Here is a 17,768-nt window from a genome sequence, read left to right as displayed (position 1 = left end):
TCCTCTTTATTATCATATTACACTTTAATTGCTTTATAGCAAATAAAAAATTCTTTATAATGAAGATATGACTCAGCTGACCTGGGATGATATAACAGAACCTTTTGATGACGAAAAGGAAGTTTCCAAACTCAAATTTTACCGAGATCAGGATAACAATAATATTATTCCTATTTACATTTCGCCGTCAGAATTCGAAAATCTTCTCTATTCAAAAGACCATCTTTTTATAGAAGGTGACAATTATCCTTTTTTGAAAATCGTTTCAGGCCATCTGGAAGGCAAAGTCAACCTGATTTACATCGATCCGCCATACAACACCGGCAATTCCTTCGCATACAACGACAGCTTTATGAACAGTCAGGATAACCATTCAACCTGGCTCAGTTTTATGAAGCGCCGCTTAGAACTTGCCCGCCAGATTCTTGCCGACAACGGCAGTATTTTTATCGCAATCGACCAGAGTGAACTTTACGTCCTCAAACTTTTGTGCGATCAGATTTTTGGCGAAGAAAATTTCGTAAATGATTTTATGTGGCTTCATGGAAAGGGAAAAAAGGACAGATGGTCCCGCACCCTGCAGCAGCACACCCTCTGTTACGCAAAAAATAAACGCCTGCTTGGCGCCTTCTGCGACGTTGAAGTTACGGACTGGGCAAAATCCAACCCGGATGATGACCCCCGCGGTAACTGGTTTTCCGGCAGCATTTCCTTTACAGAAAAACGCTCTAATCCCAAGCACAAGAATTTTTATGAACTTGTATCTCCAAGCGGAAAAAAATGGAAACGCCAGTGGTTTGTAAGCCTTGAAGAAATGGAAACCCTGCTTGCTACAGACAAAATCTACTTTGGAAAAAAGCCTGAATACGACCAGGTACCCCGCATAAAAATCTTCAATTCCGAAGAAACGGAAATTATTCCTAAAAATATAATTGATACTGTTGAATCAACCCGCGCCGCCCAGCGTCACCTGGACGACCTTTTAGGGGAAAAGCAGCTTTTTGATAACCCCAAGCCGGTTGATTTAATCGAACACCTGATAAAAATCACACAGCAGCCAAAAGATGCCCTGATTATGGACTTTTTTGCAGGAAGCGGAACGACCTTTGAAGCCCTTGCAAACCTGAACAGCGAAGACGGGGGAAACCGCCGCTGCATTTTAGTTCAAATCCCGGAACCTAATATGAGAAATCCTCTCATCACAATCAGCGACCTCTGCCGCAGGCGAATTGAAGCAGTCTGCCAGAAAACCGGCGAAAAAGTTCTTTTCCTCACCTTAAAATAAAATTAACAAATTTTTTTAAAATTTTTTCAAAACTGATTGACAGTCTTTGTTAGTTAGTATAAACTAACATTATAAGTTAGGTACTACTAACAACTTAAAACAGGCTCTTATAAAAACTATTAATATGCTAACATCGGCATCGCCGGTGGATTAAGCGGTGTGCAAGTTTGCCAGATTGCACACCGCTTTTTTTTAGTTGAAAAGTTTACGGCATTCAAGATAGAAACGTTTTTCGTCAGCCTCGCCCATACTGAAGCTCTTGCGTGGTAAAGGTCCGCGACCGTTAATCGTTTCAAAGAAGCTGTCTTTAGCAATCGGTGGAAGAAGCACAGAAACTGCCCCCTTCTGAGCGCCAAGACGGAAAACTTCTTCGCTTCCGTGGATATAGTCAATTTCAGGCTTAGCGCCGTCTGCCCCCGCACCAGCGCCAGCTTCCTTCAGAAATTCATCTACTACCGGCTGGAAACGTGCCACGGCAAGCTCTGTAATCTTAGTCTGCAAAAGCTGATACTTCTGAACTCCATCCTTATCAAGGTAAACAAAGCCGAAGTCAGCCTTACTTGCCTTTACCGCAGCCTCAAGTTCAGAAGCCGAAGCCACCTCACGCAAAGCGCCGTCAAGTGCCCCGCCGAGTTTATTAATCAGCCCTTCAATATCAGCATTAAAAATTACACGGTGAATAGGCTCAAATGTCAGCCCTGCATCATAAATGTTTACAATTTCAATCAGCGCAAAACGAACAGGATTTTCAGCAAGCTCAGCCTCGCTGGCACCGCCGGCCAGCAGTTCAGCCTTATATTCATCCCAGACAGCCTTTGCAGTAGCAAGAGAATGGTTTCCGTCGCCCACCGCAAAAAGGAAGGTCGAGCCGTCAGCCGCGCGGTTAGCGTCTGCAATCTTATTAAGCGCGCCGGTAATATATTCAAGGTCGCCAGCAGTCTCAAGCGCCCAGCCGGTAATCTTTCCGCCATTCTGCATCAATTCGCCGTCATAAAGCGCTGCCCGCCCGTCGTGAGCAAGCTTACCGGCACCTTCTACCAGCAGTCCGTCCTTATCGTTTACAAGCAGCATGATGTGAGGCAGCTCCAGCGGCGCCCCCTTGCGGATTTCCTTTCTCGGAGGAATGCGGTCAACAATCGTAGCCTCAGTCGCGCGGATATTTGCCTTAGAAAAAGGCTTCCATTCATAAGTTTCAAGGTCAATCTGAGCAACAAGTCCCTTGCGGGTGCGTCCAAAAGCAGTCGTGCGTTCAAGATAGACAAAAGCCTTGCGAGCCTCATCAAAAACGCCGCTTTTAAGATAAGACTTCATCGTCTGACGGATTTTGTCAATTCGCTCAGCCTTATCGCCGTCATTCAAATAAACTTCCGGCAAAATCAGATTAAGTGTGCTGGCTTTCCCGCCCGCCGCTTCTGCAGCCTTCTTCCAGTAATCCCTGTCCTGTGTGTACTGATCGCAGGCAATCACAGACCAGCTCTTCAAATCAATGTTTTTCGGTAAAAGAATTTCGGGCACGCGCAGTCCCAGCTCATTAATCGTTTTCATGCGGAAATTATACAGATTTGGCACAAAATGTGCTATCATATAAGGGCGGTTCCGTGCTGCATCGCATCACGGCCGGCTGTTCCGCAGCTCGGTAACCCTCGGCGTCCTCACTCCGTTCCGGTCGCTGCCTCCGGCACTGCTCCATAGCCTACCGCTTTTTACAAATGGAAGATTTCGCTATCAAAAATACACAAACCCAGTCTCAAAAACAGGTAATGCGCCTTTCGCAGAATCTTGTCTACGGCCTGAAAATCCTTCAGATGCCAACAAAAGAACTGCGTTCGGAAATTTACCGCGTTGCCAATGAAAATCCAGCCCTTGAAATAGTCCGTGATCCGCAGGCAAAGAAGCAGGGCAGCGAATGGGAAGGCGAAGCTCAGTTCAAAAGCCAGGATTATCAGGCCCTTCTAGAAAACCGGGAAGACAGCCGCGAAAGCCTGCAGCAGCATTTAATGCACCAGCTCAATTCCATGCGCCTCTCGCCAGATGAATACGATCTTTCACAAAAACTCATCTACAATCTTGATAAAACCGGCTGTTACGGTTCAATGAGGGCACCGGAAACATTACTAGATAAAAGCCGCCCTCTCCAAAACCGCGCCATGCTTGAGCGTTGTATTTCCCGCATTCAGAATATGGATCCGGTTGGAACCTGCTGCCGAACGCTGGAAGAAAGCCTTTTTGTTCAGGCAAAAATCGCCGGAGATGCTTCTCCCCTCGCCCTCTTCCTTCTGGATGGTCACCTTGATTTTCTAAATCCTCCAGAGCCCGAAAAGATTGTAAGAAAAGTAAAAAGCTTTTTATCAGAGTGGCACAGTAAAAAATTTTCGCAAAAACTTCCAATCGATGATGAAAAAATTAATTCTCAGTCTGTAAGTGAAGCCCTTCAATATATTCTGCATCTTAATCCTCATCCGGCTTCCGAATATTCCTGGGAAACTTCTCTTTCTGAAGCCGCCCTGCCAGACATTGTTCTAACTGTCACAAGGGAAAGCGGCCTTATTCCCGCCGATGATTTTTCTCACGGAAAAATTGCAGTTCCAAAAAAAGACTTTCACTTTCAGATAAAATATGCTTCCGGCGTCCTTCCTGAAATCCGCCTTAATCAGACAGCTGACTACGATAAGCAGACAATCGAAGCCGCAAAGCAGTTTATAAATAACATCCTCTTCCGCCAGAACACAATTGTACTGCAGGGCTGTGCTATAGTTAAAAATCAGCTGGAATTTTTTGAAAAAGGTCCCGGAAACATTGCTCCCCTCACCCGCAAGCAGATTGCAGATTTTTTAGGCATTCACCTTTCAACAGTTTCCCGCATGACCGCCCGAAAAAACAGCAAGTACATTCAGACAGAATTCGGACTTTTCCCGGCAAGCTACTTTTTTTCTTCCGGCGTTGCTTCCGACGACAATTCATTAATCTCGGCAGAAGCCGTTAAATCAAAAATGTCAGAAATCATTTCAGCCCCGGAAAATCAGGGCAAAAAAATTTCTGACAATGGACTGGCTAAACTTCTTGCGGAAGAGGGCATTAAAATTGCCCGCCGAACCGTGGCAAAATACCGCGCCCAACTCGGCCTTCAAAACTCCTTCCGCCGTTAAAAAAAAATCCTGCACCCAAAAGAGCGCAGGATTTCAATCAACTTAAATTAAAGTTATGGATTAACAGTTGTCTTATAAGCAGTTGTAAGTTTTCCGTTCTTCTTTACCATTTCGAGCATTACAGCTGATTTTACAGGGTTGTGTTTTGCATCGAATGTAAGGTGACCTGTTACGTAATCACCAACATTAGATTCCAAAGCAGCACGGATTTTTACTGAATCAGATGTTGTTCCAGCCTTAACCATAGCGTCTTTAAGCATGTAAACTGAGTCGTAAGCAAGAGCAGCGAAAGAAGTTGGTTCGCGGTTGAACTTAGCCTTGAAGTTTCCTACAAACTTTTTAACAGCAGGAGAATCTGCATCTGTTGCATAGTGGTTAGAATAGAAACCGTTCAAAACTTCATCACCAGCGTTGTCTGTAAGACCATCCCATCCGTCACCACCAACGAGAGGACATGTTACACCGTTTGCACGGAGCTGTTTAGCAACCAAAGCTACAGTTGCGTAGTAATCTGGAAGGTAAACAACATCAGGATTTACGCTCTTAATCTTTGTGATGATAGCGTTGAAGTCTTTTTCACCAGTTGAGTAAGATTCTTTTGTTACTTTTCCACCAGCAGCCTTGAATGTCTTTTCAAAGTTGTCTGTCAAACCAACTGAATAGTCGTTTCCGATATCATAAAGAACAGCAGCATTCTTTGCCTTCAAAGTTTCTACAGCGAATTTAGCACCTACAGTTCCCTGGAATGGGTCGATGAAACAAGCGCGGAATACGAAAGGAATTGTGTTTCCTTTTGCATCGATTGTGATGTTTTCTGCAGTTGCAGCTGGAGCAATCTGAAGAACTTTAAGAGCCTGAGACTGGTCTGTGATAGCCTTTGTACAACCAGATGTCAAAGAACCAACAAGAACCTTTACTTTATCCTGTGTAACAAGCTTTTTGAATGCGCTTACAGTTTTAGCCGGGTCACCTTCATCATCTTCTGAAACAAGTACAAGTTTCTGACCAAGAACACCACCGGCAGCGTTGATTTCTTCTACAGCAAGCTGAACACCATCACGTGCTTCAGTACCGTAAACTGCTACACCACCAGAAAGAGGTCCAACAAAACCGATTTTAGCATCGTTTGCTTTTGGTTTTGCAGCTGAAAGAGCTGAAGCCATAGCAAGAACTGCAACAGCAGCTGTCATTACTTTTGCCAATTTTTTCATAAATTTTCCTCCAAAAATTTAATTTTATTTAATCTCTTTAATAATACTTAATTTTTTTTTGCGTGTAAATACAATCCGGGATATTCATTTCTTAAAAATTTTCCGCCTGACATTTTTTTAATGTTTTCCCCCTTTTCTGCCGATATTAACAGAGGTTTAATATATGAAAAAATTTCGACCTTTTCTTTCTATAATTGCAAGTCTTTCTCTAATTTTGATTACAGGCTGTAAATTTGTTGATAATGATGAAGCTGCATCTGGTAATCAAATATCTGTAGATGCACCATCAGTTATAATTGGTGAAAAATCAGCAATCCTCATAGGAAATAAATTGAATTTAGATATATCAGAAATCTTCGTTTACAGAATTCAAACATCTGCAACAGGTGCTTCTGAAAAACATATTGGAACAATTTATCCAAAAGAAAGCTATAATTATCTTCCCTCATTTACAGATACATTAGTTTATAAAACAGAAAAATATAAATATAAATTTGTTTATAAACAAAGCAATATTTCCTATATATCAGCCTGGACAAGTGAAGTAACTATCTCAGAAGGATATGCATCTTCTCAACCTTTAACATATAATGTTGGTACAGCCGTTTTAAAATATGATGCTAATGACCCATATAGATTTACAATTTCTGAAGATGATATAGGCGGCTTAGATGAAAATAATGTTTCATTATTTAAGAAATATAAAAGCAATTTGCAAGATTCTATAATTTTAAGAGCAAATGGAAGTGCTGCTGCTTATCAAATTGATGTAGCACTCGAAAAAGACAAAAAATTTAAAATACCAACTTCATTACAGGGAAAAACAATAACCTGCGGCGGTCTAGTTGGAAAATACGTAAAAATTAAAACAGATGAAAATAATGTCGTAACATATTTCACCGAACCCGCCCCAATAAAAATCGTCGACGCTTCTGGTACCGAACTTACTTCCATCACCATCACCGCCGGCTCATCCGATTCCGGAACCGCTTATTAATTCCAAACATTTAGGTAGTTAAAAAGAAAAGCCCTGTCGTTACCGGCAGGGCTTCTTTTTCATCCTCAACCTAAGTTGAGCAATGTCATCCTCGGGCTTGACCCGAGGATCTATCATTAAGCACTAAGCTTATGCTTTGTTCAAGCGAGCTTCCAAGTCATCAAGGATAGCTGTAAGCGGTGCTCGCAAGTCTCGCACCGAGCCTTTTTAAAGGAAAATGCTAAACAAACCCGCTGTCGCAGCTTTGTTTTTAACGCATTTCCTATTATCGGCATCTTTTGGAAGTGTTTACCAAACTTAGGATAGTGGTTCTCGCTGTTAAATAGTAAAGCCCTGCATTTCTGCAGGGCTTCTCCTAATGAACGTCAGAAAGTCGTACGCTTTCGCGTACTTACCAAGTTTGCCTTTCGGCAAACTTGCAACAACTAAGCCTTGTTCAAGCGGCTCTCGAGGTCATCGAGAATAGCTGTAAGTTCTTTTGGTAAATGTTTACCAAATTTTGGATAATGATTGTTTCTGATGTCAGCAACTTCTTTCTTCCATCCTTCAACATCAACTTTGAGGATTTCTGGAAGAGTCTTCTTGTAGCAGTCGCAAAGACCGTCTGTATTCAAAGCACCTTCTTTTGGCATAAGTCCGATTGGTGTGTCTACAGCATTGTCTACGCCGTTACAGCGGTCGAAGATCCATGCAAGAACGCGGCTGTTATCACCGTATCCTGGCCACATGAATCCGCCTGGAAGATCAGCATTGTTTTCGTCCTTGCGGAACCAGTTAACGTAGAAGATCTTAGGAAGCTTGTCCTGATCAGCCTTAGCACCTACGTCAATCCAGTGCTGGAAGTAGTCACCCATGTTGTATCCACAGAATGGAAGAATAGCGAATGGGTCACGACGAATCTTACCAACTTCAGCAGCGTTGATTGTAGAAGCAGCAGTGATTTCTGAACCTACGATAGATCCAAGGAATACACCGTGGTTCCAAGAGCGTGCCTGGTGTACGAGAGGTACAGTTGAAGGGCGGCGACCACCGAACAAAATAGCAGAAATAGGTACACCTTCTGGGCTTTCCCAGTCAGATGCGATACATGGACACTGTTTAGCAGGAGCTGTAAAGCGTGCATTTGGATGAGCAAATTCTTCACCCTTAGGAGATTTGTCTTTTGGAAGAGCATCACGAGTCTGTCCTTTCCAGTCAACAAGCTTACCTTTTGCAGGGTAACCGATTCCTTCCCACCAAACGTCACCGTCTTCTGTAAGAGCACAGTTAGTATAGATAGTGTTCTTTTCAGCAGAAATAAGAGCGTTCTTGTTTGATTCAGCAGATGTTCCTGGAGCAACTCCGAAGAAACCAGCTTCTGGGTTGATAGCGTAAAGACGACCGTCTTTTCCGAATTTCATCCATGCAATATCATCACCAACAGTTTCAACCTTCCATCCAGGGATAGTAGGAATCAACATAGCGAGGTTTGTTTTACCGCAGGCACTTGGGAAAGCACCTGTAACGTATTTAACTTCACCCTTAGGGTTAGTCAATTTCAAGATAAGCATGTGCTCTGCAAGCCATCCCTCTTCACGAGCGATAACAGTAGCAATACGAAGAGCAAAACATTTCTTACCAAGCAAAGCGTTTCCACCGTATCCAGAACCGTAAGACCAGATGAGGTGCTCTTCTGGGAACTGAGAAATGTATTTGTGTTCAACATCAGCACAAGGCCAGATACCACCGTCAGTTTCACCATTGTTAAGTGGCTTACCAACTGAGTGAAGACATGGAACAAATCCGTCATCAAGATACTGCCAAACTTTTTCGCCGGCACGTGTCATGATGTCCATGTTCAATACAACGTATTCAGAGTCTGTAAGTTCAACACCGTATTTAGCGATTGGAGAACCAAGAGGACCCATACAGAAAGGAATTACATACATTGTACGACCGTGCATACAACCTGTGTAAAGTCCCTTCATTGTAGCTTTCAATTCTTTTGGATCAATCCAGTGGTTTGTAGGACCAGCATCCTCTTCTTTTACAGATGAGATGAAAGTACGAGCTTCAACACGAGCAACATCGCTAGGAAGAGAGCGGAACAAGAAACAATTTTCTTTAGCTTTGAGTGGAGTAGCAAGACCAGCTTTAACACATTTCTGCATCAATTCGTCATACTCTTTTTTAGAACCATCAACAACAACAACATTGTCAGGTTCACACATTTTAACACATTCTTCGATCCAAGCTTTAATCTTGGCATTCTTAATGTCATTAACTGTCATTTAAAACTCCTTAAAATTTATACCATGGCCTTTCAAAAAAAACCGAAGTATTTCGAATATAATTTAACGATTTTTTAGGGCTAGTTCAATAGAAGAAAACTAGGTTTAAAATAAAAAAGGGCGGTCAAACCGCCCTGTCATTATTTAGCGAAGAACGCTGCAAACGGATTGTAAGTTTCGCCGTCGTCCTTCTGGCTTGAAAGATAGCTTGCAGCAGTTGTGTCCTGCTCTGCGCTGCTGGCTGGTTTCAGGCTGATGCGTTTTGCTTCGGCATCAACTTTTTCTACAACAACGCTCATGCTCTGGCCTACAGAATAAACTTTTTTGAGGTTTGTTCCGGCTTTTACGCCTTCAAGTTCGCTGATGTGAACAAGACCGTCAATTCCGCTTGCAAGATTTACAAATACGCCGAAGTCTGCAATGCGAACGATTTTTCCGTCAATTTTTGTTCCGATTGGGAACTGGCTTTCTGCATTTTCCCAAGGATCAGCAATCAAAGCCTTCAAAGAAACTGAAACGCGTTCGTTTTTCCAGTCTGCTTTCAAAACCTTAACAGTGATTTTCTGGCCTTCTTTTACAACGTCAGCAGGGTCAGAAACACGGTCCAAAGACATTTCGCTGATTGGCAAAAGGGCACGGAAACCAAGAACGTTTACAAAAGCACCGAACTTTTCAAGGCTTTCTACAGTTCCTTCAAGAACTGCACCCTCTGTAATCTGATTTGCAAGGGAACCAAGCTTATTTGCATATTCACTTTCGCCGATTTTACGGTTAGAAACAATCAGGTTCTTTCCGTCATTCTTGTATTCAGTTACAACAAAAGTCATTGTGCGGCCAATGTAGTAAGAAGGCTCTTTTTTATCCTTAAAGCCCATCTGTGAATAAGGGCAGAAGGCGCGAGTAGAACCGATTTTTACTTCAAATCCGCCTTTAATTTCGCCGGTTACGCTTCCTTCAACTGGAATCTGATTTTTGAATGCGTTTTCCAGCATAGAAGAATCTGCTTTCTGTCCTGCAAGCTTTGCAGTAAAGTGCATTTCGCCCCGAACGTCGCCTGTAAAGTAAACGGTAACCTTGTCACCCTCTTTTACAGTTACGTTTCCGTCAGCATCAGTAAAGTCAGCGGCATCAACAAGACCTTCTGATTTAGCACTCAAATCAATAAAAACAGTGTCGCCGGCAACAGCAACTACAGTAGTTTCAAATGGTTGTCCAATCTCAAATCTATCTTTCATTAATTTCTCCAGGTTTTAGGTTATAGGTTTCAGGTTATAGTAAGGAGGGGGAAGTCTCCCCCTGCGGTCGCACTTCGTTGCGCCCTACCCTCTCTGCGGGCTCAAACGCCGCCCGCAACACCTGCTTAAACAGGCATTCCGCACTTAGGGTGATCTTCGTCCCATTTCTGTGCTACGCGCAAAATCTTTGCTTCGCTGAACATAGCGCCGGCGAACTGAATGCCGACTGGCATTCCGTCTTTGCTTGTTTTTCCGGCTGGAACGTTTATAGAAGGTATTCGGGCAAGGTTTACAAAAACGGTGTACATATCGCTCAAATACATTTCAAGCGGATCATCAACCTTCTGACCAAGCTTAAAGGCTGTTGTAGGACAGGTTGGGCTGATAATCAGATCATAATCTTCAAAAAGCTTTGCAACTTCACGCTGAATGCGGGCACGAACTGTCATGCCTTTTTTATATGTATCGCCTGAGAACTGCTCAGAAAGAACGTAGTTTCCGATGATAATACGGCGTTTTACTTCAGGACCAAAACCTTCAGAACGGGTATCAACATAAAGCTCATCGTAGCCTTTAGAATTATCAACACGGCGGCCATAACGGATTCCGTCAAAACGGCTGAGGTTTGAAGCAGCTTCTGAAAGGGCAATTACATAGTAAGCGGCAATTGAAGCATCAAGGATCGGAAGGTCTACTTCTGTAATTTTTGCACCCTTACTTTCGAACCAGGCACGGGTTTCATTGAATACTCTGATAACTTCAGGGTCAGCACCTTCAGTTTTCATAAACTGCTTTGGAATGGCGATTTTAAGAGTCTTGAACTCATCATCACTCAAAGCCTTAAGATTTTTCAAAGAAGCAGAATCCGGCAAATCAGCTGATGTATCATCATACATATCTACGCCGCTCATTACAGAAAGAGGTTCTGCAATATCAGCTGGAGTGTGACCAAGAATACCAACCTGATCCAGGGAAGAACCGTAAGCTACAACGCCCCAGCGGCTGAGAACACCGTAAGTCGGTTTAAGTCCGTAAATTCCGCAGTAAGAAGCAGGAAGACGAACTGAACCACCAGTTTCTGTTCCAAGACCGAACAAAGCCTGATTTGCAGAAACAGCGGCAGCAGAACCACCCGAAGAACCTCCGGAAACGTATTCGCGGTTGATTGGGTTACGGGTTGGGCCATAGCATGAGTATTCGGTAGAAGAACCCATGGCAAATTCGTCCTGATTACAGCGGCCAAGAGGAATAGCTCCGGCAGCTTCAAGACGATTGATTACAGTTGCACTATAAGGTGCTACATAGCCTTCAAGGATTTTTGAAGCACAGGTAAGACGGGTACCCTTGCAGGAAATGTTATCTTTGTTTGCAAAAGGAATTCCCAGAAGAGGCTTTTTTTCGTAAAGGGCTTCCAAAGTGCCGGCAGCCTTTGCTTCTGAAATTTCCTTGTCTGCAGCTTCTGCCTTTGCTACAGCATCATCATACATTTCGATGAAGGCGTTCAAAGGAATTGCGGCAGATTTATCTTTGTTGAAAGTTTCTACAGCGTTTTTTACAAGTTCAACGCTGCTTGTTTCGCCTTTTTTTAAGGCATCGCGAGTTTCATTTATAGTATAGTACATAATTAAGCTCCCGCTCCGAGTACCTTTGGTACCTGGAAATATCCATCCATGAAGTCTTTTGATACTTTCTTTACATCTGTGATTTCAAGACCTTCCACAACCTCGTCACCGCGAAGCTTTTCAACCTGGGTAGAAGGATATGCGTCATAAGGATTTTCGCTGTCGTCGTATTTAGAAAGGATTTCAAAATATCCTACGATTTCATCAACCTGTTTTTTAAGAGTTTCCATGTCGGTACTTTCCGGAGAAAGACGTGACAAATAAAGGAGATTTTCAAGAGTCTCCTGATCAATCTTTTTATGAGTAGTAGCCATAATGTGCTATTATAGTAAATAGTAGGATTTTAATAAATACTCAAATTATAGACGAAAGTTTTCACCGTCAAAGACAGCCCGGATAATAGGACGGGCAATAAGAACGCGGGAAGTGCCGTAATAAAGGGCAGTCTGCACGTCTAAACGATTACGGATACCACCGTCCACCCAGATTTCCTTGCAGGATTTTTTCAATTCGGCAGCGTGTTCTACAAGAAAATCTGCGCTGCTGCCTTCCCTAGTTTCTACTCTTCCACCGTGATTTGAAACTAAGGCAACTTCAGGAAGAAAATCACGAACCAGAGCCAAATCTTCATCTGTAAAAACGCCTTTAATTACAAAAGGGATTTCTCTTCCTGCAAGGTTATTTGCAAAATCACGCAGCTCGCTTAAATCCCCCGCAGTTTTCTTTTCCAGATGCACCTTATTTCTCATAGTTACAATATTGTAAGCATCAATATCCACTCCGATATGACTGGCATAAGGAATAACCTTTTTCAACCGCTCAAAAAGCACTTCCTGCGGGTAAGGCTTAAGAAAAAATGCAGCCTTAAAATCCGGGTCAAATTCCGCACGGATTTTCTTTACCGCTTCAATGCCAAATTTCAGTTTTTCGTCCGGGCAGCCGTCGCCAACGCAAACTCCAAAACCTGCCTGGCGGGAAAAATTAAAATATGGAAAATAAAAATCGCCCTCGTTCTCGTAGCCTATATTTTCCTGGCTGCCGGTAACAGGGGCACACATAATCTGCGAAAGAGAAAATTCGATTTTTTTGATTTCTTCAAGCTGCCCCTGGGCCTCAGCCTTTTTCTGCAAATCTTTCCAGGCCGAGCAGTTCAACTGAAAGTTCTTATTATGAAAAAGGCCGCCCAAGCCTGGCAGCTGGTCTATACATCCAAAACCAGCGCATTCAGAACAACGGCGGCATTTGAGTTCACCCTTGCTGTTCATATGATTATTCTAGCAAAATCAGTCTCCAAAGCAAATGCCAAGAGAACGACCTGCAGCAAGCATATCATCATCAAGAGGAATAGGTTTAATCCTATCAATAATAGAAGAAAGTGGAATTCCTGCAACACGTCCATCGCGAATACCAATAAGGTTTCCAAAACGACGGTCTGCAAGGAAATCTGCAGCGGCACTTCCAAGTTTTGTTGCAAGCAGCATATCGTAAGCATCCGGTGAACCACCTCGCTGAATGTAACCAAGTACAGAAGTTCGGGTTTCAAAGCCGGTTTCTGCTTCAATTTCCTTTGCAACACGGAATCCTATCGACTGAGGCATTGCAGCACGGGCAGCCTTGAATTCCTTTTTGCCAAGTTTCGCTTCTTCCAGATCCAGAGCGCCTTCTGAGCAGGCAATAATAAAGTATTTCTGCCCTGCATCACGCTTTTCATTGATGAATTTTCCGATTTTTTTGATGTCATAAGGGATTTCCGGAAGCAAAATTACATCCGCGCTGGCAGCAATTCCCGCATTAAGTCCCAGCCAGCCAACCTTATGCCCCATGATTTCAACAACCATTGCACGGGAATGACTTCGCGCCGTAGTTCTGATGGCTTCAATTCCAGCTGTTGCAACATCTATCGCCGTATGAAAACCAAAAGTCTCCTCAGTTTCGGCAATATCGTTATCAATCGTTTTTGGAAGACCAATTACATTAAAGCCCGCTTCGCTGAGTCTTGCCGCAGTAGAGTTTGTTCCGTTTCCGCCAAGACATACAAGAGCGTCCAGCTTAAACTTTTTAAAGGTTTCCTTTATTCCTTCAACAGGCAAAAGCCCGGTTTTTGGATCAGGCACAGGATTTTTAAATGGCTTAACACGAGAAGTACCCAGAATGGTACCGCCAAGAGAAATCATTCCCGAAAAGTCCATGTTGTCCATTTTGAAACAGTCACCGTCAATCAATCCGCGGTAACCGTTACGAATACCCACAAATTTCATGCCGTACTTTTCCTTTCCAGAAAGACACAATGCTCTGATTGCGGCGTTCAAGCCAGGGGCATCGCCGCCGGAAGTAAGAATTCCGATTGTTTTTACAGGAGTAGTTTTCATAGGCTTAATTATATCAGACAACAAACAAGGTGCAAGAAAAAAAAATCCGAAACAGCCGTGGCTATTTCGGATTTTAACCCTTCCCGAAGGAATCTCCCCCTATTAAACTCCCTCACTATCATATATCGTTGCTGTTTTGAAATAGTGTTCTTTCAAGAACAGAACCTGAACTTTTCAAAGATAAATTACATTTTTAATTAAAATATTATTAAATCATTATTAAATATATTCTAAGATAATTTTACTGAACTTGAGTGATTTTGCAAGAGTCGAAAAGGCTAAATAACCATGGTTATTCAAAAAGTAACCAAAGTTATTCAATAACTAACGTGTAATGCTAAATAACGACCGTTAGGAAATCGGTTTTCTGCTAAATATGAATGATTTTTGCACCGGATTTGTAGTCCACAGGCAGATTTTCAACAGGCTTAGAAAGTTCCACGCGGATTAAATCACCTGAATTAAGACTGTCGCCCTGCTCGCTGCTTACAAGAGTAAGTCCAAGACGGCTGCAGGCATAGTAACCTGTGCGGTTCTTTGGAAGACGGAAGCTGTCAGAAGTAATTCTAAGCAACAGTGAAGAGTTCTTTTTGCCCGTACCCGGCTTTTCATCCTTTCCTTCAGCCTTTACCGCGCTTATAAAACTTAAAACAGCCCGTTCTTTAGGAAGCTTTGCAGCTACCGAAAGTTTTTGAAGACGTGCAGGAGCGTCCTCTGTAGAAAAGGCAAAGTTACACCACTTGTTTTTACTGCCGGTATAAGACTTAAAGCCGTTCATAGGACATTCCAGAGCATGAGGACAAGGAGCCTTTACTTCATAGCCAGCCTTAATAAATCGCTCGCGAAGAAGAGAAAGAGTTCTGGCAGCCTTTGGAACGCCAGGCTCAACAAGCAGAAATTTTGCATTCTCAGCCGCATAAGCCGACAGCTGGTCGTAATATTTTTTTGACTGGAACTCCGGCGGCATTTTCGCCCCCTGATCCAGTTCATTAAACATATTGGCACAGGTAATAAAGCTGCATTTTTCTTTAATAAAAGTACCGAAGCTTCCCTTTACCCGGATGATTTTCCAGTGGGCCGGGGCATTTTCGTCCGAGGGCGGAAGTTGGGCTGCAACAGACATGTAAAGCTCTTCGCCAAGTGTAAGGGCAGCCTGCGACAAATCAAGGCAGTACCAGGTAAGCTTTTTGTTACGCAATTCCGGACGGCTGATCCAGAGGGCAGTTACAAGAGTAAGAGGTCCGCTTCCCAAATCCAGACAGGCCATGCTGGCGTCGGAAGAATACGCTGTCTCATCGGCAGAAGCCGCCTCACAAGGAAAAGCCTCTTCCTGCAAATTAGAAAAAAGCCTTGTAAGGCGCACAAGATTCCACCAGGTAAAATATCGCACGTAAGCACTCAGCTGCACATTTTCATTCATATAGCCAAGACGGCGGCTTCCGCGTTCATCAGTAAGCTGGTGAGAAAGTGCTGCAATATTATCCGGTAAAGCCTGCATCTGTCTGCTGTTTAGAGGACGTACGCTCTGAATTGTCTTATCAAAATTTTCTATTGCCTGTAACTGGGCTTTTGAAAGCGAGCCGGAAGCTGCACCAGCATTTTCCGAAGCATCCTTTTTAATAGAAAAAAGTGAATTTAATACTTCAAATTTCATTTAGAATTTCCCTTAAGGGCAAGATAAAGCTGCGAAAGTTCAGCGCGTGTCTGTCGTATCATATGAATCAATTCTGCATTGTCCTGAACCGCCTGAGCTTCTTCTAAAATCTGACGTCCCGCCCCTTCCGCAGTAAATTTTTTTTCACCAATCAAATATTTCAGGCGGAAAATCAGTTCAACCTCATGCTGAGTGTAAAAACGGCGGCCGGTTAAATCCTTTTGCGGCGTAAAGCCAGGAACAACTTCTTCCCAGTAACGCAAAACGTGAGGTTTTACTCCTGTAAGGTCTTCAACCTGCCCGATTGTATATTCCATAGAAAAACTATTTTTCCCGTTCTTCCCACTTAGTTCGGCTGCCCTTCATTTCAAGCTGCACCGGAATCTGGTCAAAGCCCAAATCCTCGCGAATTCTGTTCTTCAAGTAAGTGATATAAGTTTCCGGCACAACTTCCGGTCGTGTAGCAAAAATAATAAAGTTTACAGGGTTTGTGCTAGCCTGAATCATATAGCGGATCTTAAAATGCGCAGTCTTACTTGCAGGAGGCGGATAACGTTCCAGCCAGTCCTGAAGGGCATTGTTAAGGCTAGGAGTAGGAATCTTACGTGTAAGCTGCTCGTACAAAGAAATTGCAGTATTAAGCAAATCCTTAATTCCCTTTCCGTGAAGGGCGCTCAAAGTCAAAATCGGAGCAAAATCCATCTGACCGAACATAATGTTCATCCATTCACGGGTAGCTTTTTCTGCCTTTGTACCCTGCTCTTCGCGCAAATCCCATTTATTCAAAACAAAGATGATTCCTCGGCCCTTTTCAAATGCAAGCGAACAGATTTTCTTATCCTGCTCAGCAAGACCTTCAACGGCATCAATCATCAAAAATACGATATCGCATTCATCCAGAGTTTTGATGGCACGGTTTACAGAGTAATATTCAACATCATCAGTTACGCGGGCCTTTCGGCGGATTCCGGCAGTATCCAGAACCTTAAAGTGCTTTCCGCCAAACTCAAACTCACCTTCAACAACGTCGCGGGTAGTTCCTGCGTAGTCGCATACAATAGAAGCTTCCGAATGAGTCAAACGGTTAGAAAGAGTAGACTTTCCTGTATTCGGTTTTCCCAAAATCGCAATTTTAATCGGACGGTCAGCGCTCAGCACCTTCACGCGGGAAAAATCACAGCGGTCTGTAATCAAATCTGCAAGTTCGCCAACACGGTCGCCGTGCTCAGCCGAAATAAAAATCAGATTTTCAAAGCCGTACTTAGCATAGTTCCAGGCTTCTGCTTCGTTCTTTCCGCCTTCAGTCTTGTTAACGGCAGCAATCATCTTGCCCCAGTAAGGACGCATCTTCAGAATGAACTCTTCATCCTCGCCAGTAATAACGCCCGCTTCCAGCACAAGAATTACAACGTCAGCCTTTTCAATCATTTCAAGAGACTTTTCAACAACATAGTCGTCCAGTTCCGCCTCTTTAGTACCGATATCCCGAGTCAACTTATATCCGCCAGTATCAACAAGATGCACAGGCTGTCCATTAATAATCGCAGTCGTTTCAACAGGGTCACGAGTAACGCCCGGCTGATCATTTACAATCGCCACGCGTCTGTTCAAAAATCTGTTAAAAAGAGTAGATTTTCCAACATTAGGACGCCCCGCGATTACAACGGTCGGCAGCCCCTCATATTCCATATCTTCCGGCGCAATTCCATTCTTAAACTTAATGTCCTGAGTAGTTTCGTCAATAAAATCCGGCTCTTCTTCAGTCGTCAGCAATTCTTCATCTTGAGCCGCAGCCTTCGGTTTACTAAAATCCGGTTTTTGCTTTTTCTTTGCCATAATTTACTATTATATAGGATTATCAGGCCAGTTCCAACACCAAGTCGCATTTGAACTGAACCCCAAAAGTTGGACACTTTTGGAGGAAAAATGCAAAGAAAATTCGATGTAAATTTCAAATTATCTGTAGTTCAGATGTATTT

Annotated in this window: 14 protein-coding genes; 3 read left to right on the top strand and 11 right to left on the bottom strand. The window is 43.2% G+C overall.

Annotation, left to right across the window (positions count from 1 at the left end; genetic code table 11):
- Positions 1-67 precede the first annotated feature (67 nt).
- Positions 68-1,285, top strand: a complete 1,218-nt coding sequence (locus T530_RS0105010) for a site-specific DNA-methyltransferase (RefSeq protein ID WP_027728087.1) — start codon at positions 68-70, stop codon at positions 1,283-1,285.
- A gap of 192 nt (positions 1,286-1,477) precedes the next feature.
- Here T530_RS0105010 and T530_RS0105005 read toward each other — a convergent pair whose 3' ends face one another.
- Positions 1,478-2,830: a DUF1015 domain-containing protein gene (locus tag T530_RS0105005; protein WP_027728086.1), complete on the bottom strand. Its 1,353-nt coding sequence runs from the start codon at positions 2,828-2,830 to the stop codon at positions 1,478-1,480.
- Positions 2,831-2,994: 164 nt separating this feature from the next.
- Here T530_RS0105005 and T530_RS0105000 point away from each other — a divergent pair, with 164 nt between their 5' ends.
- Entirely contained in the window at positions 2,995-4,431 is a 1,437-nt protein-coding gene (locus T530_RS0105000; RefSeq protein WP_027728085.1) for an RNA polymerase sigma-54 factor, read from the top strand.
- A gap of 53 nt (positions 4,432-4,484) precedes the next feature.
- Here T530_RS0105000 and T530_RS0104995 read toward each other — a convergent pair whose 3' ends face one another.
- Positions 4,485-5,642 (bottom strand): ABC transporter substrate-binding protein, encoded by a 1,158-nt coding sequence (locus tag T530_RS0104995; RefSeq protein WP_027728084.1) that lies wholly within the window; start codon positions 5,640-5,642, stop codon positions 4,485-4,487.
- A gap of 163 nt (positions 5,643-5,805) precedes the next feature.
- Between T530_RS0104995 and T530_RS0104990 the strand changes: the two genes are divergently transcribed.
- A complete protein-coding gene (locus T530_RS0104990; protein WP_027728083.1) occupies positions 5,806-6,639 on the top strand; it encodes a hypothetical protein in 834 nt (277 codons plus the stop codon).
- A gap of 425 nt (positions 6,640-7,064) precedes the next feature.
- On the opposite strand, the gene T530_RS0104985 is transcribed toward T530_RS0104990, so the two are convergent.
- The 9 genes from T530_RS0104985 to der all read right to left on the bottom strand — a co-directional run bounded on the left by T530_RS0104985 (position 7,065) and on the right by der (position 17,532).
- Positions 7,065-8,909: a phosphoenolpyruvate carboxykinase (GTP) gene (locus T530_RS0104985; protein WP_027728082.1), complete on the bottom strand. Its 1,845-nt coding sequence runs from the start codon at positions 8,907-8,909 to the stop codon at positions 7,065-7,067.
- A gap of 140 nt (positions 8,910-9,049) precedes the next feature.
- Positions 9,050-10,144, bottom strand: a complete 1,095-nt coding sequence (locus T530_RS0104980; RefSeq protein WP_027728081.1) for a 30S ribosomal protein S1 — start codon at positions 10,142-10,144, stop codon at positions 9,050-9,052.
- A 125-nt stretch (positions 10,145-10,269) separates the two neighbouring features.
- The gene (gatA, locus tag T530_RS0104975; RefSeq protein WP_027728080.1) at positions 10,270-11,766 is read right to left on the bottom strand and encodes an Asp-tRNA(Asn)/Glu-tRNA(Gln) amidotransferase subunit GatA; all 1,497 of its coding nucleotides are present in this window, start codon (positions 11,764-11,766) and stop codon (positions 10,270-10,272) included.
- 2 nt (positions 11,767-11,768) lie between these two features.
- On the bottom strand, positions 11,769-12,080 hold the full coding sequence (gene gatC, locus T530_RS0104970; RefSeq protein ID WP_027728079.1) for an Asp-tRNA(Asn)/Glu-tRNA(Gln) amidotransferase subunit GatC: 312 nt from the start codon (positions 12,078-12,080) through the stop codon (positions 11,769-11,771).
- A gap of 45 nt (positions 12,081-12,125) precedes the next feature.
- Positions 12,126-13,031 (bottom strand): alpha-hydroxy-acid oxidizing protein, encoded by a 906-nt coding sequence (locus T530_RS0104965; RefSeq protein ID WP_027728078.1) that lies wholly within the window; start codon positions 13,029-13,031, stop codon positions 12,126-12,128.
- 18 nt (positions 13,032-13,049) lie between these two features.
- Positions 13,050-14,135 (bottom strand): 6-phosphofructokinase, encoded by a 1,086-nt coding sequence (locus tag T530_RS0104960; protein WP_027728077.1) that lies wholly within the window; start codon positions 14,133-14,135, stop codon positions 13,050-13,052.
- Between the two features lie 370 nt (positions 14,136-14,505).
- Positions 14,506-15,789: a small ribosomal subunit Rsm22 family protein gene (locus tag T530_RS0104955; protein WP_027728076.1), complete on the bottom strand. Its 1,284-nt coding sequence runs from the start codon at positions 15,787-15,789 to the stop codon at positions 14,506-14,508.
- Entirely contained in the window at positions 15,786-16,106 is a 321-nt protein-coding gene (locus tag T530_RS0104950; protein WP_027728075.1) for a MerR family transcriptional regulator, read from the bottom strand. The genes T530_RS0104955 and T530_RS0104950 overlap by 4 nt, the downstream gene beginning before the upstream one ends.
- A gap of 7 nt (positions 16,107-16,113) precedes the next feature.
- Positions 16,114-17,532: a ribosome biogenesis GTPase Der gene (gene der, locus T530_RS0104945; protein ID WP_027728074.1), complete on the bottom strand. Its 1,419-nt coding sequence runs from the start codon at positions 17,530-17,532 to the stop codon at positions 16,114-16,116.
- Positions 17,533-17,768: the final 236 nt, after the last annotated feature.

The sequence above is a fragment of the Treponema sp. C6A8 genome, from assembly GCF_000619925.1.
GTDB lineage: Bacteria > Spirochaetota > Spirochaetia > Treponematales > Treponemataceae > Treponema_D.
This window is presented reverse-complemented; position numbering and strand designations above follow the sequence as displayed.

Coding starts and splice junctions, on each gene's coding strand:
- T530_RS0105010 (WP_027728087.1), top strand. CDS start 68: ATGACTCAGCTGACCTGGGATGATATAACAGAACCTTTTGATGACGAA.
- T530_RS0105005 (WP_027728086.1), bottom strand. CDS start 2,830: ATGAAAACGATTAATGAGCTGGGACTGCGCGTGCCCGAAATTCTTTTA.
- T530_RS0105000 (WP_027728085.1), top strand. CDS start 2,995: ATGGAAGATTTCGCTATCAAAAATACACAAACCCAGTCTCAAAAACAG.
- T530_RS0104995 (WP_027728084.1), bottom strand. CDS start 5,642: ATGAAAAAATTGGCAAAAGTAATGACAGCTGCTGTTGCAGTTCTTGCT.
- T530_RS0104990 (WP_027728083.1), top strand. CDS start 5,806: ATGAAAAAATTTCGACCTTTTCTTTCTATAATTGCAAGTCTTTCTCTA.
- T530_RS0104985 (WP_027728082.1), bottom strand. CDS start 8,909: ATGACAGTTAATGACATTAAGAATGCCAAGATTAAAGCTTGGATCGAA.
- T530_RS0104980 (WP_027728081.1), bottom strand. CDS start 10,144: ATGAAAGATAGATTTGAGATTGGACAACCATTTGAAACTACTGTAGTT.
- gatA (WP_027728080.1), bottom strand. CDS start 11,766: ATGTACTATACTATAAATGAAACTCGCGATGCCTTAAAAAAAGGCGAA.
- gatC (WP_027728079.1), bottom strand. CDS start 12,080: ATGGCTACTACTCATAAAAAGATTGATCAGGAGACTCTTGAAAATCTC.
- T530_RS0104965 (WP_027728078.1), bottom strand. CDS start 13,031: ATGAACAGCAAGGGTGAACTCAAATGCCGCCGTTGTTCTGAATGCGCT.
- T530_RS0104960 (WP_027728077.1), bottom strand. CDS start 14,135: ATGAAAACTACTCCTGTAAAAACAATCGGAATTCTTACTTCCGGCGGC.
- T530_RS0104955 (WP_027728076.1), bottom strand. CDS start 15,789: ATGAAATTTGAAGTATTAAATTCACTTTTTTCTATTAAAAAGGATGCT.
- T530_RS0104950 (WP_027728075.1), bottom strand. CDS start 16,106: ATGGAATATACAATCGGGCAGGTTGAAGACCTTACAGGAGTAAAACCT.